The following is a 16,086-nucleotide window of genomic DNA, read 5'->3' on the forward strand; positions in this document are numbered from 1 at the left end:
AACCGTCCTAGCGAGCGTGTTCTACTGATCTAGTTTCGCGGACAACAGTTACTTTTACTGCGCCAGCTTGCGGAACTTCACGTTCGATCTTACGAGCAATATCACGAGACAACATCACAGCTTGATCATCAGTGACCTTGCTTGATTCAACAAGAACGCGAACGTCCTTACCTGCTTGCAGAGCCAATGTTTTAAGAACTCCATCGAAGCTGTTGCCGATGCTTTCCAAATCTTCCAAACGGTGAATGAAAGAATCCATTTGCGGACGACGAGCCCCTGGGCGTGCGCTTGAAAGTGTGTAAGCGGCGTGAACAATCCAAGCCAACAATGAATGAGGTTTTTCTTCTTCATCATGAGCACGAATCGCATGACATACGTCCTCAGATTCACCATATTTTTTTGCCGCTTCAGCACCAACGAAAGCATAGCTGCCTTCAACAGTATGATCGATGGCCTTACCGATATTGTGCAAAAGACCCGCGCGACGTGCGATCTTCACACTCACACCTAACTCGCCCGCTAGAAGACCTGCGATTTGTGCAACCTCCAACGACTGATTCAGAGCGTTTTGACCTTGGTAAGAACGGTATTTTAAGCCACCGATGATTTTTACAAGTTCAGGATGGATGTTTGCCACACCCAATTCCATCACGTGACGCTCACCTTCTTCTTTGATGGATTTCATCAACTCGTTACGTTGCTTCTCTACAACTTCTTCGATACGTGCCGGATGCACGCGACCATCTTCCATCAATTTTTCGATTGTTCTGCGAGCCAGTTCACGACGAACTGGATCGAAACCAGAAATCACGACAGCTTCCGGAGTATCGTCGACGATCAAGTCCACGCCACAGTGAGCTTCCAATGTTCTGATATTACGACCTTCACGACCGATGATTTTACCTTTCATCTCGTCGTTTGGAAGAGCAAGAACGCTGACAGTTCTTTCTGATGTGTATTCAGAAGCAAAGCGCGATAATGCCACAGCCAAGATGCGTTTTGCTTTTGCTTCAGATTCTTTTTGAGCGGCTTCTTCAATTTGCGAGATTTTCTTAGAAGCTTCTTGTTTCGCTTCATCTTCCAAAGCGTCCAAAAGTTGGCGTTTCGCTTCGTCCTGGCTCATCGCCGCGACAGATTCCAACTTTTGACGAAGTTCGCCGATATGAGTCTCGCCTTTTTTCTCTAGCTCTTTGATACGGTTTTCAGAGATCGCGATTTTTTCTTCGCGGTCTTTCAAAGAACTCAAGTAACGGTCGTTCTCTTCCATCTTTTGCTTGAACTGATCGTCAATTTCTTTCAAACGACGATCCAATTGAGCTTCTTTATTTTTCAAAGTGGATTTTTGCTTATGAATGTCAGCTTCAACATTCTTACGAGCACGTGCTTCGAAATCTTTTGATTTCGTTTCTGCATCTTTCTTAAGCTTCGCAGCTTCAGAATTGGCCCTGTTTACGATACGCTCTGCTTCGATGCGAGCTGATTTCTTTTTGTTATTGTCCTGCAAACGCTTGATGACAAAAACCACGACTGCGCCCAACACAAGTCCTAGAATGGCGGCAATTGCTATTTCCATGATAACTCCTACTAACTTCTACTGTTTACGGCAATCGATGAGTCCGGACTCGGTGATAAGAAAATCCATTCTTATATCGTGCCCCTCAACTGGCAGGCGTTGTTCTGAAATTTGAAAATCAAAACAGATGCCCACCTTTATCCCAGTGAAGTGCTCAAGAGTTCTATCGTAGTACCCTTTGCCTTTACCAAGACGATGACCGTCCTTATTAAACGCTAAACCTGGAATCAGCAGACCTCGAATGTGGCGATGATCGACCACGAGGGATTTCATGTCGGGCTCAAGAATGCCAAAAGCTCCTTGAGAAAATCCATCCACCCGACAGAACTCAAGTTCACTTCCGCTTACACGCGGAAAGAGCCACTCAATATGGATGAGAGTAAAAACCTCTTCCACATCGGCTTCTTGAGGAAGAGCCCTGTAGGCTCCCCACACTCCAGTTTGCGACGACATGAAGTCACGCAAGTGAGTGCTTAACTGCTGTTGATTTTGAACAAGACCTTGCGCAAACTCTCTGGCGCAAAGAGACTTAAAATAGGAACGACATTCCTTTTTAGAGTTCCAAGAGGACATGGCACTCCAAAGTGTCAACGAGGTTAATTGTTCAAAACCTTGCTGCTCTGGGATTTTTCTTTTGAGTTTTCAAGTTCTTGAGAAAGAGCCAAAGCTTTCTCTTCGAGTTTTTCCAACTCGCGAGCCGCTTTTCTCTTTAAGAGGATAAGTTCTTCAGCAATATTCATAGCCGTCAATACTGCGGCATTTTGGAAGGAACCGTTTTTAGTAACACCCATCGCTTGAGTCATTTTGGAGTTAACGAAATCCACCATTTCTTGAACAGTTTCATCGTCATGAGAAGTTTTTAATTTGTAAGGCACACCGGCAATGAGGAAATTGTAGTTCTTTTTCTCTGATGTCACCCTATGCTCCAAGCCAAGCTGATTTGTCTACACTCCGCTTCCACGGAGTCGGTTCCACTGCTATTTGAAAACCTACTGTTTAAATCCTTTAAAACTCTAGAAAAATTCCTAGAACAACACTAAGAAAAGTATATAGCTAAAGGCGCGATATTCAACAGATTTATTTTTTAGTACATGTGCATATAATACCGAGATTCTTCTGTTTTTCGCAGGAGACATCGCGGTGATTCAGCTTATCGTCCAATTCATACTCTTGAACGTCTTTGAAATTCCGTTTATAGGTCGAGACCACCTCGTTAAGCTTCGTGTCAAGATAGGAATACTCATCGGATTTGATGGTCGCATTGAGAAGGAAATTATTAATAATCTCTTGTTTGGGATTTAAACGTTGGTTGTCAGTCAACTTCACGTCTGTGATGACCCCCTTGTCATCGACTTGCTGAAGGACCAGCTCGGTCTCGACCTTCTTTTCGCCTCTAAAAGTATTGCGGAGAATCAAATTCATGAGGTTCTTGTCCGCATCTGTGTACTGAATCTTTCTTTGACGCAGTTGCGATTGTGAGGTCACGAACTTATCGTCCACCACATCTTTCAGGCGATTCAAATCCACTTTGAACGACAGGCTGTCGTCCTGAAGCTCAGGAAAACAGCGCATCAAATTTTCGTATGAAACAGAAACAGGTTTTAGCTTCATATCGGCGGCCCACAACTGTGAGCCCGCCATCATAATCGCTGCAAGAAAAAATCCCGGAAGAAGTTTATTGAACATTCCCTACCTTCATCGATACAGCCGTTGTATTTTTCCCTTCGGCTTGCACTCTGTAGGCGCCAGGGAAAACCGCTACGAAGTCAGAGTCCGTCATTGGAGCAGAAACTAAATAGCGAGGATGTTTCGAGGATATCATATCTCCTGGGTAGGTCACCCATAATTCTTGGAAGGTTCCGTCTTTATTAAACTGATACATCGGCGCAAGATCCGTCGGAGATTGAGCTGTACTCCAAGCCGTGCAAACATCTTTTGCCTCGGGACTTACGTCACCATAAGCACTCAATCTAGGACAGATTTCATAAGTGAATCTTTGAACGTAGTCACGCTCCCAGGTGCCGGTCAGATACAGATCACCGAAATTATCTTTCTCAAGGCGATTGAAGTGATGATTCATCGCGAACATTTCCAACATCATTTTTTGCTGTTCCACGTCTTGAGTAAAATCACGATACACACGCACTCTTTGCCCACGCACAGAGGAAGGCACAGTGACTCTTTCCAAATTCAAGACTGTATTACGACCTTGCTCAACTGTGACCATGCCTGGGTACATTGAATTTTCAAAACCCACGAGGTACCTACCCGCTGGCACTTGCTGAGGCTTGTTTAAATCCAAAACAATTGGCGCATCACAAGCGCCGCGCTGGTTCGTATCACAACGAACTGCTTTTACTTTTTGGAACATCTGGAATTTACCAGGGGTGCCATTCACTTGCAGGTATCCTGAAAGCACATTCTGAGTCAGCATGCTCGCTTTGATTTCACCGTCTTTCTTATTTGCCAAAGCTTTTGCGACGCGAGTGTCCTGTCCATAAACATCATCCACAAAACGCAAAGCGCCTGTTTCTGATTTTTCGACAGTTAGATACATAAAATAAACCGGAATAGGCTGACTTAACGGCACTGAGTATTCCCATTGAGACTTATCAGCTCTTTCATCCAAGCTATGTGGAAGGAAGGCATCGATATTGGCGCGAGTCCACTGTGGATTATCGCGCAGAAGATACTCGGCCAAATCCAAAGGTCTTTCCAAGCGCACACACCCCGAACTAAGATGACGTTCACTTCCCGCGAACAGATTTCGTTCGTTAGTGTCATGCATATAGATCGCCCAAGGATTTGTGAGTGGGAACTTTACAACTCCCAAGGCGTTATCCATACCTGGATTTTGTCTGATATAATAAGTAAATGTTTTAGGAGTTACCAACGACCAATCAATTGTAGTCGCATCCAGCGGTTCATCCGTATTGGCATCCATTAAAGTCATATTGTGCTTTACAAGATAATTTGGATCTTTTTGCAAAAGAGGCAGCTTATCTTTGATCGCGATACTGTGAGGCACCGTCCAAGTTGGATTGAACTTCACAAGCTTCAACAAATCACGCATTGAAGGTGTACGGCGGAATGGTTGACCATTTATAGTTTTAAAATAGAAAACCTGACCACTTTCATCTTGCAATCTGAATTCAGAAGTCGCCAAGTTCACAAAGATATGGCGCTGTTCGATATTTTTTGGCAGCCAACGAATTTTCTCCATGGTGGTCTCTACCTGGGCAATACGTTGGGACACCGAGTAGTTCATGCTTCGTAAAACTTCAGAGCGCGTACCGATAATACCATCTGGAGAAAGTCCGTTTTTAGATTGATACAACTTCAAGACATCTTCGAACTCTTGGTCAAAAACGTCGCCACCGTTGTTCGAAATCGGATAGCCCAATTGATTGAAGCGATCGCGAAGCTTTTGAATCACAGGACTCTTCACTCCACGCTTTAAAATAAATCCTGGCGAATTGATTGTGGCCCAACCACCAGTGGCCTTTTGACTCTTCAACTGTGCTAATGCCGCCATCAAATCTGCATAACGAGGATGATTAGGCGCAACTCTATCAAGGCCTGCCTGCAACCCCTGAGGACCTGCGTTCACAGCCATCAGCAATTCGTTGTATTCAGTGAATTCTTTCTTTTTAAATTTAATATCTGTGTCGATTTGCTCTGGATCAAAACGACCCGTCGAAAGATGACTAGCAAAGCGAATCATCGCTTCGCTCGCAGCAAGTTCAAAAGTGATCCAGTTATTTTGATTCGCTATTGTCGCGTTATAAAGTTTTTCGACGTCATCATCCCAATAGTCTGAAGGGTTTAAACCATGGCGATCCGCCGCTAACAGCGTGGCTTTTAGGGATGCTGCCATCTGATTTGGAAGGCCATTGCTGTTCACCCAAATAGCTTGATAGCCACGACCTTGATAAAGCTTATTCAAGCGATCCGTATGCAAAATAAAATCACCCCAAGAAGGCTTAATGAGTGGAACTACCGATTGGCGTCCTACAAAAGCTTGGATTGTCGATGCCTCACCAAACGCGTAAGAAAAACTTGGAGCCATCAACGAGATGCTCATCCCAAAAATAAAGGACTTCTTAACAAGTGTTTTCAACATCATATAAACCTCATCACGAGGCTTATTTTTCAATAAAGATGCCACAATTCGGCGAATGAACTAAAAGCAACGCGGTCGTCAGCAGTCTTTCACGTGGTTCAGAGATTAATTTTTTGACAGGGGACTTTTCGCGGCAAATGCCGTCTCAAAATGAAACAGGGACTCGCATCCCTGCGGTCCCTGTTCTCTAAGCTCATTTGGAATCCATCTAAGCTTCCTACTCTTGCGAAGCAGGAGTGCCAATCAACTTCGGATTGTTCAGATACTTCACGATATCCACATCCGGAGGGTTCGCGATGCCCGCACCCGGTTTAGGACCGTTTAGTTCACTCAAAGAATAATCCATGCGTGAGTCATAGGTGCGCTCGTATTGATAGCGGAGCCATCTTTCCTGGCGCCACCAAGCCTGTTTCGTTGCATCGTCACGGCATGATGAAAGTTCTTGGGAATTGGTTGCACCCCAACGAAGCTCTGCACAGTGATAAGGATCAAAGCTCATATCAAACAGCCTTTGTCTGATTTGTTCTAAATCCAAGGTCACAGGACGGCCACTTGTATTGGTGTACGTAATCTGACACGCGCGGGATTCAGTTTGATAAGTCTTCAATAAATCCTGAGGCAGATTGTGCCCATTGTAGATAATGGTTGGATCGCCGACCTTATATCGCTGAATAGCGTCTTTGGACGACGACAACAACTCCATAAAAGACACTTTCAATCGTGCATCCCGCGATGGCGTCGCATAGTTTTCCCACTCTCCGTCTGAACCGTAAATATTCAATGGCAAACGATCTGGATGAGATTTATTTTGCACACCGGACTTCAATGCCGTATCCACTGCCACAACGCGATCCTTCAAACTGACACAGATATCATTTACGTTCGAGCGCATATCTTGCAACGGATCGATGCGCAAAGTACCGCTCGCCATTTTAATGCGAACATAGTCATAGTACGGTACAGGTTTTCCATTATAAAGGAATTGCCCTTTCAGCCAATCCCCCGCCGGATCTGGAGAGTTTCCATAGAACTGTTCAAGACTGTACGAAGCCAATTGGTTATTTTTTGCTCCGACGATTTTTCCACCGACATAGGCGCCGTTGGAATCCACTTTCGCGCCGACCAACGCTAAAGGACGGAAGTTCTTAAAGCCTGCACCTTGATAAGGATTACTGCGTTCGAATTTTTGATTGTACATACCGGACGTCAACGTGTTGTCTGGATGTGCATCGATATAATAGACATGGCCATCGTCAGTGACTTTGTAGATGATAGTGACATGACCATTTGGATCATAAATCACCGTACCTGGACGAATGCCTTCACGATCTATTTTCACAGGATAATAATCCGTGAACAATGTTCCATCTTCGACCCCCATCATGCGATAAGAGGCAGAGTACGTAACATCGGTCAGTGTTCCATTAAGAAGGCTGACTGCATTTGGATATTTGGTTCTAAGAATGCTGCCCCAGAAATCGTTCCACGAGTCAAATGTACGTCCCGCCGAATTGCGCGACAAAACATCAAAGCGACCCGTCACATAATTTCCAAATGGAGTGTAGCGAACATCCCCGGAATTGCCAGGCACGGGTCTTGCCGAGACAGAGCTTTCCACTGACATCGGAAGACCATTCTTCCAGGCGAAATAGGAACGTAAGAAGTAAGGAAGATCTGCACAGTCAGCAAAGTAACGAAGACCCGCAGGATCTGTCGGGTAATAAGGATTGGCGCCACTGCGCATGCACTTATCGACCATATCGCATTCACGTCTCTCAACAGCAGCACCAAGGCGCGAGATGAAATCACCGAAACTTTGTTCGTCTTGCTGAGTCCACGTGGGCTTTGTAACCCTCCAATCAGCAGACTGTGCATTAGCGGCTATCGATGAGATTGATAAAAGAAATACCAGGAACCATTTCATGCATCCTCCTTGTGCGTGGTAGTCGCCCCTGAAGAAATCAGAGTTAGATTGCGGAATAACAATTTGACCAATTATGAGAACTGTCTTCATTCTTCGTAAAACTTTCGTCTGGCGCAGTCACGCATCTAGGTGGAAAGTTCGCATCAATTTCCGACTCTTAATAAAATGGAGAATTCATGAAGCTTCCAAAGTTGCTCTTAACCATGTTAATTGTCACAATCCCTTTCCTGACAGCACAAGCCTTAGAAAAAGCGCAGCTACAAAAAGGACATCGCTACTTCATTTCTTATTACTATCTCAATGTGCGTAGTACTGCGAGTGTCACAGACAAGAATGTCGTCGGCATCTTGAATCTGAATGACACCGTGGAGGTGGTGGATCCTCTGTCACCATCCACACCCCTCGTTGAAGTGAAAGTGATCTCTTCCTCTGGAAATGACTTCGATGCCAATTCTAACTATTATGTTTCCAAAGATTATTTGGCGGAGGCCGCATCGATTACAACGGCAAATAAATATTTCGTCATTCAGAATATCGCCACGGAAAAAACTCGCGTGTATGAGCGTTGCTTGACATCTCCGGACTGCCCTCACCGCCTGATCTTTGAAACTGATATGGTGGTGGGTCGCAATGAGGAAGGGACAAAAGAAAATCGCTACGCCTACATGACTTGGTTAGGTCATGGCAAGATTTCAGAGTGGGTAAAGTTCTATAGCGACGGTCAGGCAACTTATCCGCCCTGGTATACCGCAGGCCAAGACATTAAAACAATTCCAACACCGATCAGTGACAGCCCGACAAGTCTTTTGGGTTCGCGTAAATGGATGGTCAAAGGAGCCGATGGTAAAGACACAATCTATGGCGCCTTCGGTTGGTATGCAGCGAAGATCACTCCTGCTGATGAAAACGACGGTGTAAACTATCAGTGGATGCACGGAACAATTGGTTGGGGCAAAGATGGTGCTCAGTCGATTGATGTCACTGGTGGAATTTTGATCAATATCTTTTCTAATCCCGGCTCACACGGATGCACACGACTTGAAAACCGTGCTATCGCATTCATGAGATCCTTCTTGGTCCCTGGGACTGACGTGTATCGAGTGTACGCTCGCGAGTCGACACGAGAAAAAGAGATTATCTCTGGCATTTTCAAAAAGACCATCACGCCTTTCCCTCGTTATGCCAACAACTATAAAAATCCCGCTCACTGGAATTTCATCTTGGTGACGGAAGGCGCGCAGAAGGTCAACGGTTTAACAGCGGATGCTCGCGGCGTTTTAGCGGCAGGTGTTCAGGTGACACCCGGTCTGAACTTGTTAGATCAAGGTGTCTTTGATGTGAATCAATATCCCAAGGTGAATGGCTTGGATTATCGCTATACCGCTTCCACCGGTAAATCCGGCGATCGCTATCGCATTGACTCCGGTCGCGAAGAGGACGCAGATAAAACTCACTTCGCTGGCTACTTCCTCGTTGATGAAGGTCGTTTCATTGACTACCATCATCCAGATGAAGCTGCCGTGAAAGGAAAAATTCACGTAAGCGGTCTATTGGATTTTAGAAACACACTGCCTCGTTTCTTGGTCACCTCCGGGGCCCACAATCCTCCAGAGGTTCTATATCCAAAGGACAACAACAATAATAATCATTAGTAAGGTTTTAAATGGTCTATCCCACAGATGTTTGCATGGTAGGAGCTTCGGGACTTGTTGGTCACGAGCTCCTTTTGCTTTTGTCCCATATCGATCTTGTTCGCAGTGTAAAGGCGATCACCCGCTCGCCTATGGGACGCTTACCGCCGAAATGTGAAAACCTAATTCTTGATCTAGACAAAATGGAAGATCACATCGACGCGATGAAAGCCGGCGTATTCATTTGCTGTTTAGGAAGTACAATCAAAAAAGCTGGTAGCAAAGAAGAATTTTACAAGGTCGATCATGACTTTGTCATTCGCTTTGCGAAGATCGCCGAGCTTTGCAAAGCCCAGAAATTCATTGTGATTTCTGCGATGGGAGCTGATGCAAATTCAGCATTCTTCTATAATCAGGTCAAAGGCCAAATGGAGAAAGATCTGCGCAGCTTGAACATTCCTCAGGTTGAGATCTTTAGACCATCTTTGATTTTAGGTGATCGTAAAGAAAAGCGCCGTGCCGAAGAAATTGCACAGAAACTAAATCCCCTCATGAATAAAATTTTAGTGGGACCATTAAAAAAATATCGCGGTATTCAGGCTACCGATATCGCCAAGGGCATGGCCATTGCCACTTTGAATTTCCATCCGGGACATTTCATCTACGAATCGGATGAAATTCAAAAAATCGCCGATGGACATTATCACCAGCATACTTAAAAAAAACGCCTTTGTAGAGTTCTATGAAGGCGTTTTCTTAGTCTTTAATTTCAAAATTTAGTGTTGGAAAAGCGAATCCACAAATTCTTGCGCAGAGAAACTACGAAGATCTTGAATACGCTCGCCTACACCGATCAACTTGATCGGAATATGCAGCTCTTGAGCTAAGCCCACCGCCACACCACCTTTTGCGGTGCCATCCATTTTAGTTAGAACCGCACCCGTCAAACCAAGGGCCGTGTTAAACTCTTTCGCTTGCATCAAAGCATTTTGTCCCGAGTTCGCATCAAGAACGATCAAGGTTTCGTGAGGAGCTTCTGGAATAACCTTTGTCATCACACGTTTCATCTTTTTGATTTCTTCCATCAAGTTCGCTTGAGTGTGCAAACGGCCCGCCGTATCGACAATCACGACGTCATAACCTTGTGCTTTTCCCTTTGCCACAGCATCAAAAGCCACCGCACTTGGATCTGTCACACCCTCTGGCGAGAAGATCTCAACACGAGCTCTTTCCGTCCATACTTTCAATTGGCCACCTGCTGCTGCACGGAACGTATCCCCAGCTGCCACCAAAACTTTTTTGCCCTCGCCAGCTAGTTGGGCCGCAATCTTACCGATAGAAGTCGTCTTACCTGCACCATTTACACCCACGATCATCAAAACCGTTGGGCCTTCAGATGCAAAGTTGATCTTTTGCAAAATGCCTTGGCCATGAGATGCTGAGTGCGAACCCGCGAAGATATTTTTGATTTCTTCCTTCAAGGTTTCGCGGACCAACTCATAGTCAGCGCGCTCTTTCTTAGAAAGTTTTTCTTCAAGGGCCTTCATCAAACGTTGAACTGTGATGGGACCAAGATCGCTTGTGTAAAGGATCTCTTCGATTTCATCTAAGTGTTTATTGTTGGAATCAGATTTGAACAGGTTCCGAATACGGCCGAAAAGATTTTCTTCGGTTTTCTTCAGCGCCTCTTTTAGATCGACGGCTAAATCAACGGCTTCGATGTCAGAAACGATTTCGCCGGTTGAATCGATGTGAGCTAATGTTTCTTCCTCTTCTTCAACGCCAGCCGGAGCTTCCGCAGAAGCACCTTGAGGTGCCAAAATTTTTTCAGATGTTTTCTCAGTCGTAGAGATTTCTTTTTTTGCTTGATGAGCCAGTTGTTCTTTTTTTCTTTCTTCGCGCAGGGTTCTGATGAAGCCCATAAAGATGGCGCCGAAGATCACTGTCAAAAGAATGGCAGCAGCTCCGAAAAGAATTTCGATTTGTTGTTCATGACCGGGTGACATAGCCCCTCCAATTCAAAAGCACTTATTTAGCCTAGAATCGAGAGACTGTGAATTCAGACGAGTATTTGCGTGGCGCGTCAGCAGCTCAATGTTGCGCCATTCGACGACGCTGAACTTCCTCTTTGTAGAAATTGCGCTCAAAGCGGCGATAAGACTCTAGACGCACCTCTGAACCCAATAAATCCTTCATGCGCGCCAAAGTTTGATTCTCGAACAGATGCATCTTGTCCAGGCCCTCTTTGATAAAGTCGGGGTGAATCTTCGCTTTGCGATCGACCAGTTCTTTCACTAAAGCATTCGAAGCTGACAACACTTGCAAAGATCGATCTTCGTCGATGCGCCAAGTTTTTAAAAGATATTGAGCTGTGGCCTTATACAAACGCTGTTGGAAATTGTTATCCAAATAAATTTCAGGATAATTGCGCGTGTAAATGACCGAGTCCGTGTACGAGTCTTTAATCTCTTCCGCCTGAGGAGGATTGAACTTTCTTCGTTCAAGATCGTCCTGGCGTTGCTTCGCTTCCGCAGCGGCGATCGTGCGCAGCGGAGCTTTATCTTCACTGACCTTCTGGACAGCCACTTGGCTAAAGAAGTAAACCAACGCCCCCATCGCAAGGCCCGCTGTCGCCCAACGCAGCTTTTCGTTTTTGCGCTTCTTCAACAAGTTTACCGGACGATCGGGATTTACTACCGAAGATTGTGAAAGCGAAGCCACACGACCATCAACCGCCTCTTGAATTTGTTGCTCCACTTGCGGAGAAATCAAATTCCACTGAGCAGGCTCCATGATCTTCATGATCTCACGCTCTACCAAAGCGTGGATCTCTTTCACCATATTTGTCTTTTTACGAATGATATCGTCTAAAAGATCCTGCTCCATCTTTTGCAAACGTTTCGAGGTCTCAAGACGCATTTCCTCAAGACGTTCTTCTTCTGACTTCGCAAGTTGCGATTTTTCTTTTTCTAGCTTTTCATTCAAAAAAATCTTCTGACCTTCATATTCTTTAAAGAGATGATCTTTCTTGGACTCAAGATCATGGATATCCATGCTCAAGTGCGCCTGCTTTTCGGTAAGTCTTTTGCAATCGTCTTCTAATTTTTTCTGTTGAACAGTCAATTCCTGCTGAGATTTCGTCAAAGCTTTGACGTCTTCATCCTTTGTTTTTAAAGCCGCCACTAGTTGCTGATCTTGCTCCTGTGTTGATGTCAAATTTTCACGAGCTTTTACAAGCTCATCGTTTACATCTCTCAAGGACTTCTCTAGCCCCGCCAAAGTTTCGCGGTCCCCAATCACTTTCGCCTGGATTTCTGACACCTGAAGTTTTGAAAACTCGATGGTACGATCAGCTTCCTCTTGGGCGCGTTTTAAAAGCGCATCCACTTCGGACTGTCCCGCGGCTCGAGCCTGCTCCAGGGCTTCAGCCTTCATGCGTTCCGCCTGCAAAGTCGCCTCTGATGTCATGTTCTCGACATCCTCGCGAGCTTTGGCCTTAAGAGTCTGTACATACATGTCAACTTCTTCACGCAGCTCTTGGGCCATTGTGCGAGCATCATGCAACAAAGCATGACCTTGACGTTGGAAGTCTGAAAGAATGGCATCGGCCTCTTTGTGAGCTTCTGCCATTCGTGTTTGATAAAAGATATCCCCCTGCGCTTGCGCATCCCGTGCTTTTTGATAAATCACTTGCACACGCTTTTCCGCTTGGGTTTCACCTTCTAAAATAATCTGTGCCGCTTTTCGTTTTGCTTCATGCAAAATTTTTTCCGCTTGAAATGGAGCCATCGACGGTGGCGGCATCGCCACCGTTTCATCAAGGTTAGCCTCAGGAACTGCGGGCTCCCGCTCTGGAGGAAGTTCTGGCAACTCGGGCTCGGGCTGCACTTCTTCAGACTGCAAGTCAATGAAGAGAATATATTCTGATTTTCCTAGTTGAATCTTATCCGTATTGATGACGTTTACCGGCGTGCTTTGCACAATCTTCGTTCCATTAATGAAAGTGCCATTGGATGAGTTCTTATCCTCGATCCAAATTTGGTTCCAGCGGCGACTCACCACCAGGTGAACACGACTGACCAAAGTTTCATTCAATGAAATATCACAATCCAACGAGCGGCCTATGGTAAAGGAATCCTTTCCCACATCGCGGGTAAGAATTTGATCCTTGCGATGGATTGTGACCGTAAACTTATTCACTGTTAAGCTCCTCGAGCAACAGCCGTTGCAGGGGCGGCCTTGCCGATTTCTTTATTTAATGCGTCTTCAGCCAAAGCCTCGACCGCATCACGATGCTCATCAAATGGTCTTTCATGCTCTGGATAGTTATTGTTATCACTTCTGTACCACAACAAATCCAAGGCGCTTTCAAAACGATCGACCATCGACACATAGGATCTTTCAGGGTTGAAAATCACATTCACCACGTGGGACGCGAGCGAGAAGATAATACCGGTGATTGAAGTCCCCATGGCATATGAGATCTCGTGAAGGAAGCGATCCATGATGTTCTTGGTATTTTCCAAATCTTGCAGATTCATCGTCCCAAGCTCTGACAAGCCGCCCGCGATACCAATGAATGTCCCAAGGATACCGGCCACGACAAAAAGGCCTGGCAAGATAGAAATCAAGTCATTCAGCCCTGTCATCGGAAAGATGCCAAACACACGATTAAAGCATGGATTGTGCTCTAACGTCGCCTTGGTGATATTCAAAAGTTTTGGAGTTTCCTCGGTCCACTTTAAGAATTTCACCTGTTTCAAAATATCTTTCACAAGCCACGCACAACCTTGGCGTACTAGAAAGACCCTGTCGCTAACAGCCATTATCGCGTCGGGACGACGTCGCTTCATACGATCGCGAATCTCGAACACTTCATAATAAGTGCGCTCAAGGGTCTTCTTCGCCAAAACATAAAATGAAACATCTTTCACCTTGCCCGGCACCTCCGAGTCGATAAAGCGATTCACGCGTTTTTCGAACTCTTTCGAGAACCATTCATGACGGCGAACTGTGTAGTAAATCATTGCCCGGAAGAAAAGCCCGAACAGAAATATACCAGCCATCACATAAGGCAAACACAGGATAAAATACTCTGCAGCTATTTTCTTATTCACAACCCACCACCTTTACTTCTTAGCATCCATACTGAAGCGGATGATCACCCGCTGTGCTTTCTTACAATCATTCTGTTTGCAAAACTCTGCTGCCGAAGCCACGTTGCGATTTTGAACTGTCATAACCTCTAGGAATGAACGACCCGAGACTTTCATACGTGCGAGCAAATCTCGTTGATGGTCGAACTTCATATTTTGCTCATCAAGCAAGTAACTGAAGATCGAATTCGCACGGCGGTAACTTAAATCCATGTTGTATTTCAAAGCCTTCTTGTCTTCAGGTTTTGAACTGTGCGGGTCTACAAAGCGCCCCTGATACGTTGGCGATGCGAACCCGATGATCTCGACAGCAGAAATTTTGTCTGACACTTTTGGATTTCCAAACAGTGACTGTGAATACACCGGCATTGCTTTTTCCAGCACACCTTTCATCTCGGCCTTTAAGCGATCCGAGTCTGAATCGAAATACGCCTGACCGAAATCCAAAACCACGTCACCTGTTTGCATATCGATATCGGCTTTGACACCGGCTTTGGCAAAACCCTTCTGGATTTCGCCGGCCACAGATTTACGTGCTTCGATTTCCGCTTTCGCTTTTGCAAGTTGTCCCTGAGTCGCATTCAACTGACCTTCTGTTGAGGCCAAGCGGCCTTGAGTAAAAGCCAATTGTCCCTTTGTTGCAGACAACTGTCCTTGCGTGTTAGCCAAAGCCCCACGTGTAGAATTGAGCTGTCCTGCCATGGACGCCAACTGTCCTTGTTGCGCCGCAAGTTGTCCCTGCGCCTGTCCCAATTTCCCTTGCAACCCTACGTTCTCGCCTTCCTTCTGCGCTAACAATCCTTGGGTTTTCTGCAACTCTCCTTGAGTTTTTCCTAACTGTGCATTGGCTTGTGCTAATTGAGCCTGGTATTGAGCGTTCGCTCCATTTAAAGCCACCACCTTTTGGTGCGCTTCATTACGTACTTGAGCCATTTTCTGTTCGAAGGCTGCTTTGTTCAACTTATTCATTTTATAGGAATAACGAAGTTCGTTCAGACGTTTCTGCAAGGCCTGACGAGTTTCCTGAATTTGTTTTTCACCTTGAGCAATCAACTGTTTCTTGGATTGAATATCTTGCTGTAAATTATTGATCTGCCCTTCTTGAGAGGCGATTTCCACATCTTGATCTTTGATCAAATCATCACGATTCATGATCTTAGATTTCGCCGCTTTATTCGCATTCAAGACATTGCGAACCATTTGTTGGTACTTATTAAGAGCTTTTGATTTCTTGTCGTTTTCCAAAGCCTCTTGAATAAGGCGATCCTTTTCGGTTTTCGCGTCTTCTTGAAGTAGCGTGAGCTTATCCATAAGCTCTTGGTACTCCTGCACTTCATCCTTGGGAGCCTGGTTAACTAGATAGTCATCTTTCACCGACTCATACATTTTGAGTTGATGTTGAAGCTCTTCGACTTGCATCGTGAGCTTTTGATTCTCAATCTGACTGCGCAAAGCATCTGTTCCCGTTCTGAGACTTGATACAACATACAAAAGAAGAAAGATCGTGCTGAGTCCTAAGAAGAGATCCGAGTAAGAAGTCCAGAAACTATCTTGGGAATGATTAACTTTGTGTTTTTCATAGTTAAACGCCATAACAAACACACCCCACCTGGCACAAAGAATAACAGGATTGCCCGGAAAGCGTCTGACTCAAAAACAGAATCTTGTGGATTTCTTTT

Annotated in this window: 12 protein-coding genes; 2 read left to right on the plus strand and 10 right to left on the minus strand. The window is 45.3% G+C overall.

Features of this window, described 5'->3' with window-relative positions; translation table 11 throughout:
• Positions 1–7: 7 nt before the first annotated feature.
• The 6 genes from rny to VF412_RS08460 all read right to left on the minus strand — a co-directional run bounded on the left by rny (position 8) and on the right by VF412_RS08460 (position 7,620).
• Complete coding sequence (gene rny / locus VF412_RS08435) at positions 8–1,573, minus strand: ribonuclease Y (RefSeq protein ID WP_331338790.1); 1,566 nt, start codon at positions 1,571–1,573, stop codon at positions 8–10.
• A gap of 18 nt (positions 1,574–1,591) precedes the next feature.
• Positions 1,592–2,146, minus strand: a complete 555-nt coding sequence (locus tag VF412_RS08440; RefSeq protein WP_331338791.1) for a 5-formyltetrahydrofolate cyclo-ligase — start codon at positions 2,144–2,146, stop codon at positions 1,592–1,594.
• Positions 2,147–2,169: 23 nt separating this feature from the next.
• Positions 2,170–2,490, minus strand: a complete 321-nt coding sequence (locus tag VF412_RS08445) for a cell division protein ZapA (RefSeq protein WP_331338792.1) — start codon at positions 2,488–2,490, stop codon at positions 2,170–2,172.
• Positions 2,491–2,650: 160 nt separating this feature from the next.
• A complete protein-coding gene (locus tag VF412_RS08450; protein WP_331338793.1) occupies positions 2,651–3,259 on the minus strand; it encodes a hypothetical protein in 609 nt (202 codons plus the stop codon).
• Positions 3,249–5,699, minus strand: a complete 2,451-nt coding sequence (locus VF412_RS08455) for a L,D-transpeptidase family protein (RefSeq protein WP_331338794.1) — start codon at positions 5,697–5,699, stop codon at positions 3,249–3,251. The genes VF412_RS08450 and VF412_RS08455 overlap by 11 nt, the downstream gene beginning before the upstream one ends.
• A gap of 214 nt (positions 5,700–5,913) precedes the next feature.
• Positions 5,914–7,620, minus strand: coding sequence for a hypothetical protein (locus tag VF412_RS08460; RefSeq protein ID WP_331338795.1), 1,707 nt, complete (start codon positions 7,618–7,620; stop codon positions 5,914–5,916).
• A gap of 176 nt (positions 7,621–7,796) precedes the next feature.
• Between VF412_RS08460 and VF412_RS08465 the strand changes: the two genes are divergently transcribed.
• Positions 7,797–9,272: a hypothetical protein gene (locus tag VF412_RS08465; RefSeq protein ID WP_331338796.1), complete on the plus strand. Its 1,476-nt coding sequence runs from the start codon at positions 7,797–7,799 to the stop codon at positions 9,270–9,272.
• Between the two features lie 11 nt (positions 9,273–9,283).
• Positions 9,284–9,970 (plus strand): oxidoreductase, encoded by a 687-nt coding sequence (locus tag VF412_RS08470; protein ID WP_331338797.1) that lies wholly within the window; start codon positions 9,284–9,286, stop codon positions 9,968–9,970.
• Between the two features lie 57 nt (positions 9,971–10,027).
• Here VF412_RS08470 and ftsY read toward each other — a convergent pair whose 3' ends face one another.
• From ftsY to VF412_RS08490, 4 genes are all read right to left on the minus strand, one after another.
• Positions 10,028–11,257, minus strand: a complete 1,230-nt coding sequence (gene ftsY, locus VF412_RS08475) for a signal recognition particle-docking protein FtsY (protein WP_331338798.1) — start codon at positions 11,255–11,257, stop codon at positions 10,028–10,030.
• 85 nt (positions 11,258–11,342) lie between these two features.
• Entirely contained in the window at positions 11,343–13,451 is a 2,109-nt protein-coding gene (locus tag VF412_RS08480; RefSeq protein ID WP_331338799.1) for an FHA domain-containing protein, read from the minus strand.
• Between the two features lie 2 nt (positions 13,452–13,453).
• A complete protein-coding gene (locus VF412_RS08485; RefSeq protein WP_331338800.1) occupies positions 13,454–14,368 on the minus strand; it encodes a hypothetical protein in 915 nt (304 codons plus the stop codon).
• Positions 14,369–14,380: 12 nt separating this feature from the next.
• Positions 14,381–16,000, minus strand: a complete 1,620-nt coding sequence (locus VF412_RS08490) for a microtubule-binding protein (protein ID WP_331338801.1) — start codon at positions 15,998–16,000, stop codon at positions 14,381–14,383.
• Between the last annotated feature and the right edge of the window lie 86 nt (positions 16,001–16,086).

Origin of the sequence: Bdellovibrio sp. (genome assembly GCF_036384735.1) — a bacterium.
Lineage (GTDB): Bacteria > Bdellovibrionota > Bdellovibrionia > Bdellovibrionales > Bdellovibrionaceae > Bdellovibrio.

Bases quoted from the DNA above. Each gene is read 5' to 3' on its own strand.
- VF412_RS08450 (WP_331338793.1), bottom strand. From the start codon at position 3,259: ATGTTCAATAAACTTCTTCCGGGATTTTTTCTTGCAGCGATTATGATG.
- VF412_RS08460 (WP_331338795.1), bottom strand. From the start codon at position 7,620: ATGAAATGGTTCCTGGTATTTCTTTTATCAATCTCATCGATAGCCGCT.
- VF412_RS08455 (WP_331338794.1), bottom strand. From the start codon at position 5,699: ATGATGTTGAAAACACTTGTTAAGAAGTCCTTTATTTTTGGGATGAGC.
- VF412_RS08470 (WP_331338797.1), top strand. From the start codon at position 9,284: ATGGTCTATCCCACAGATGTTTGCATGGTAGGAGCTTCGGGACTTGTT.
- VF412_RS08490 (WP_331338801.1), bottom strand. From the start codon at position 16,000: ATGGCGTTTAACTATGAAAAACACAAAGTTAATCATTCCCAAGATAGT.
- VF412_RS08465 (WP_331338796.1), top strand. From the start codon at position 7,797: ATGAAGCTTCCAAAGTTGCTCTTAACCATGTTAATTGTCACAATCCCT.
- rny (WP_331338790.1), bottom strand. From the start codon at position 1,573: ATGGAAATAGCAATTGCCGCCATTCTAGGACTTGTGTTGGGCGCAGTC.
- ftsY (WP_331338798.1), bottom strand. From the start codon at position 11,257: ATGTCACCCGGTCATGAACAACAAATCGAAATTCTTTTCGGAGCTGCT.
- VF412_RS08440 (WP_331338791.1), bottom strand. From the start codon at position 2,146: ATGTCCTCTTGGAACTCTAAAAAGGAATGTCGTTCCTATTTTAAGTCT.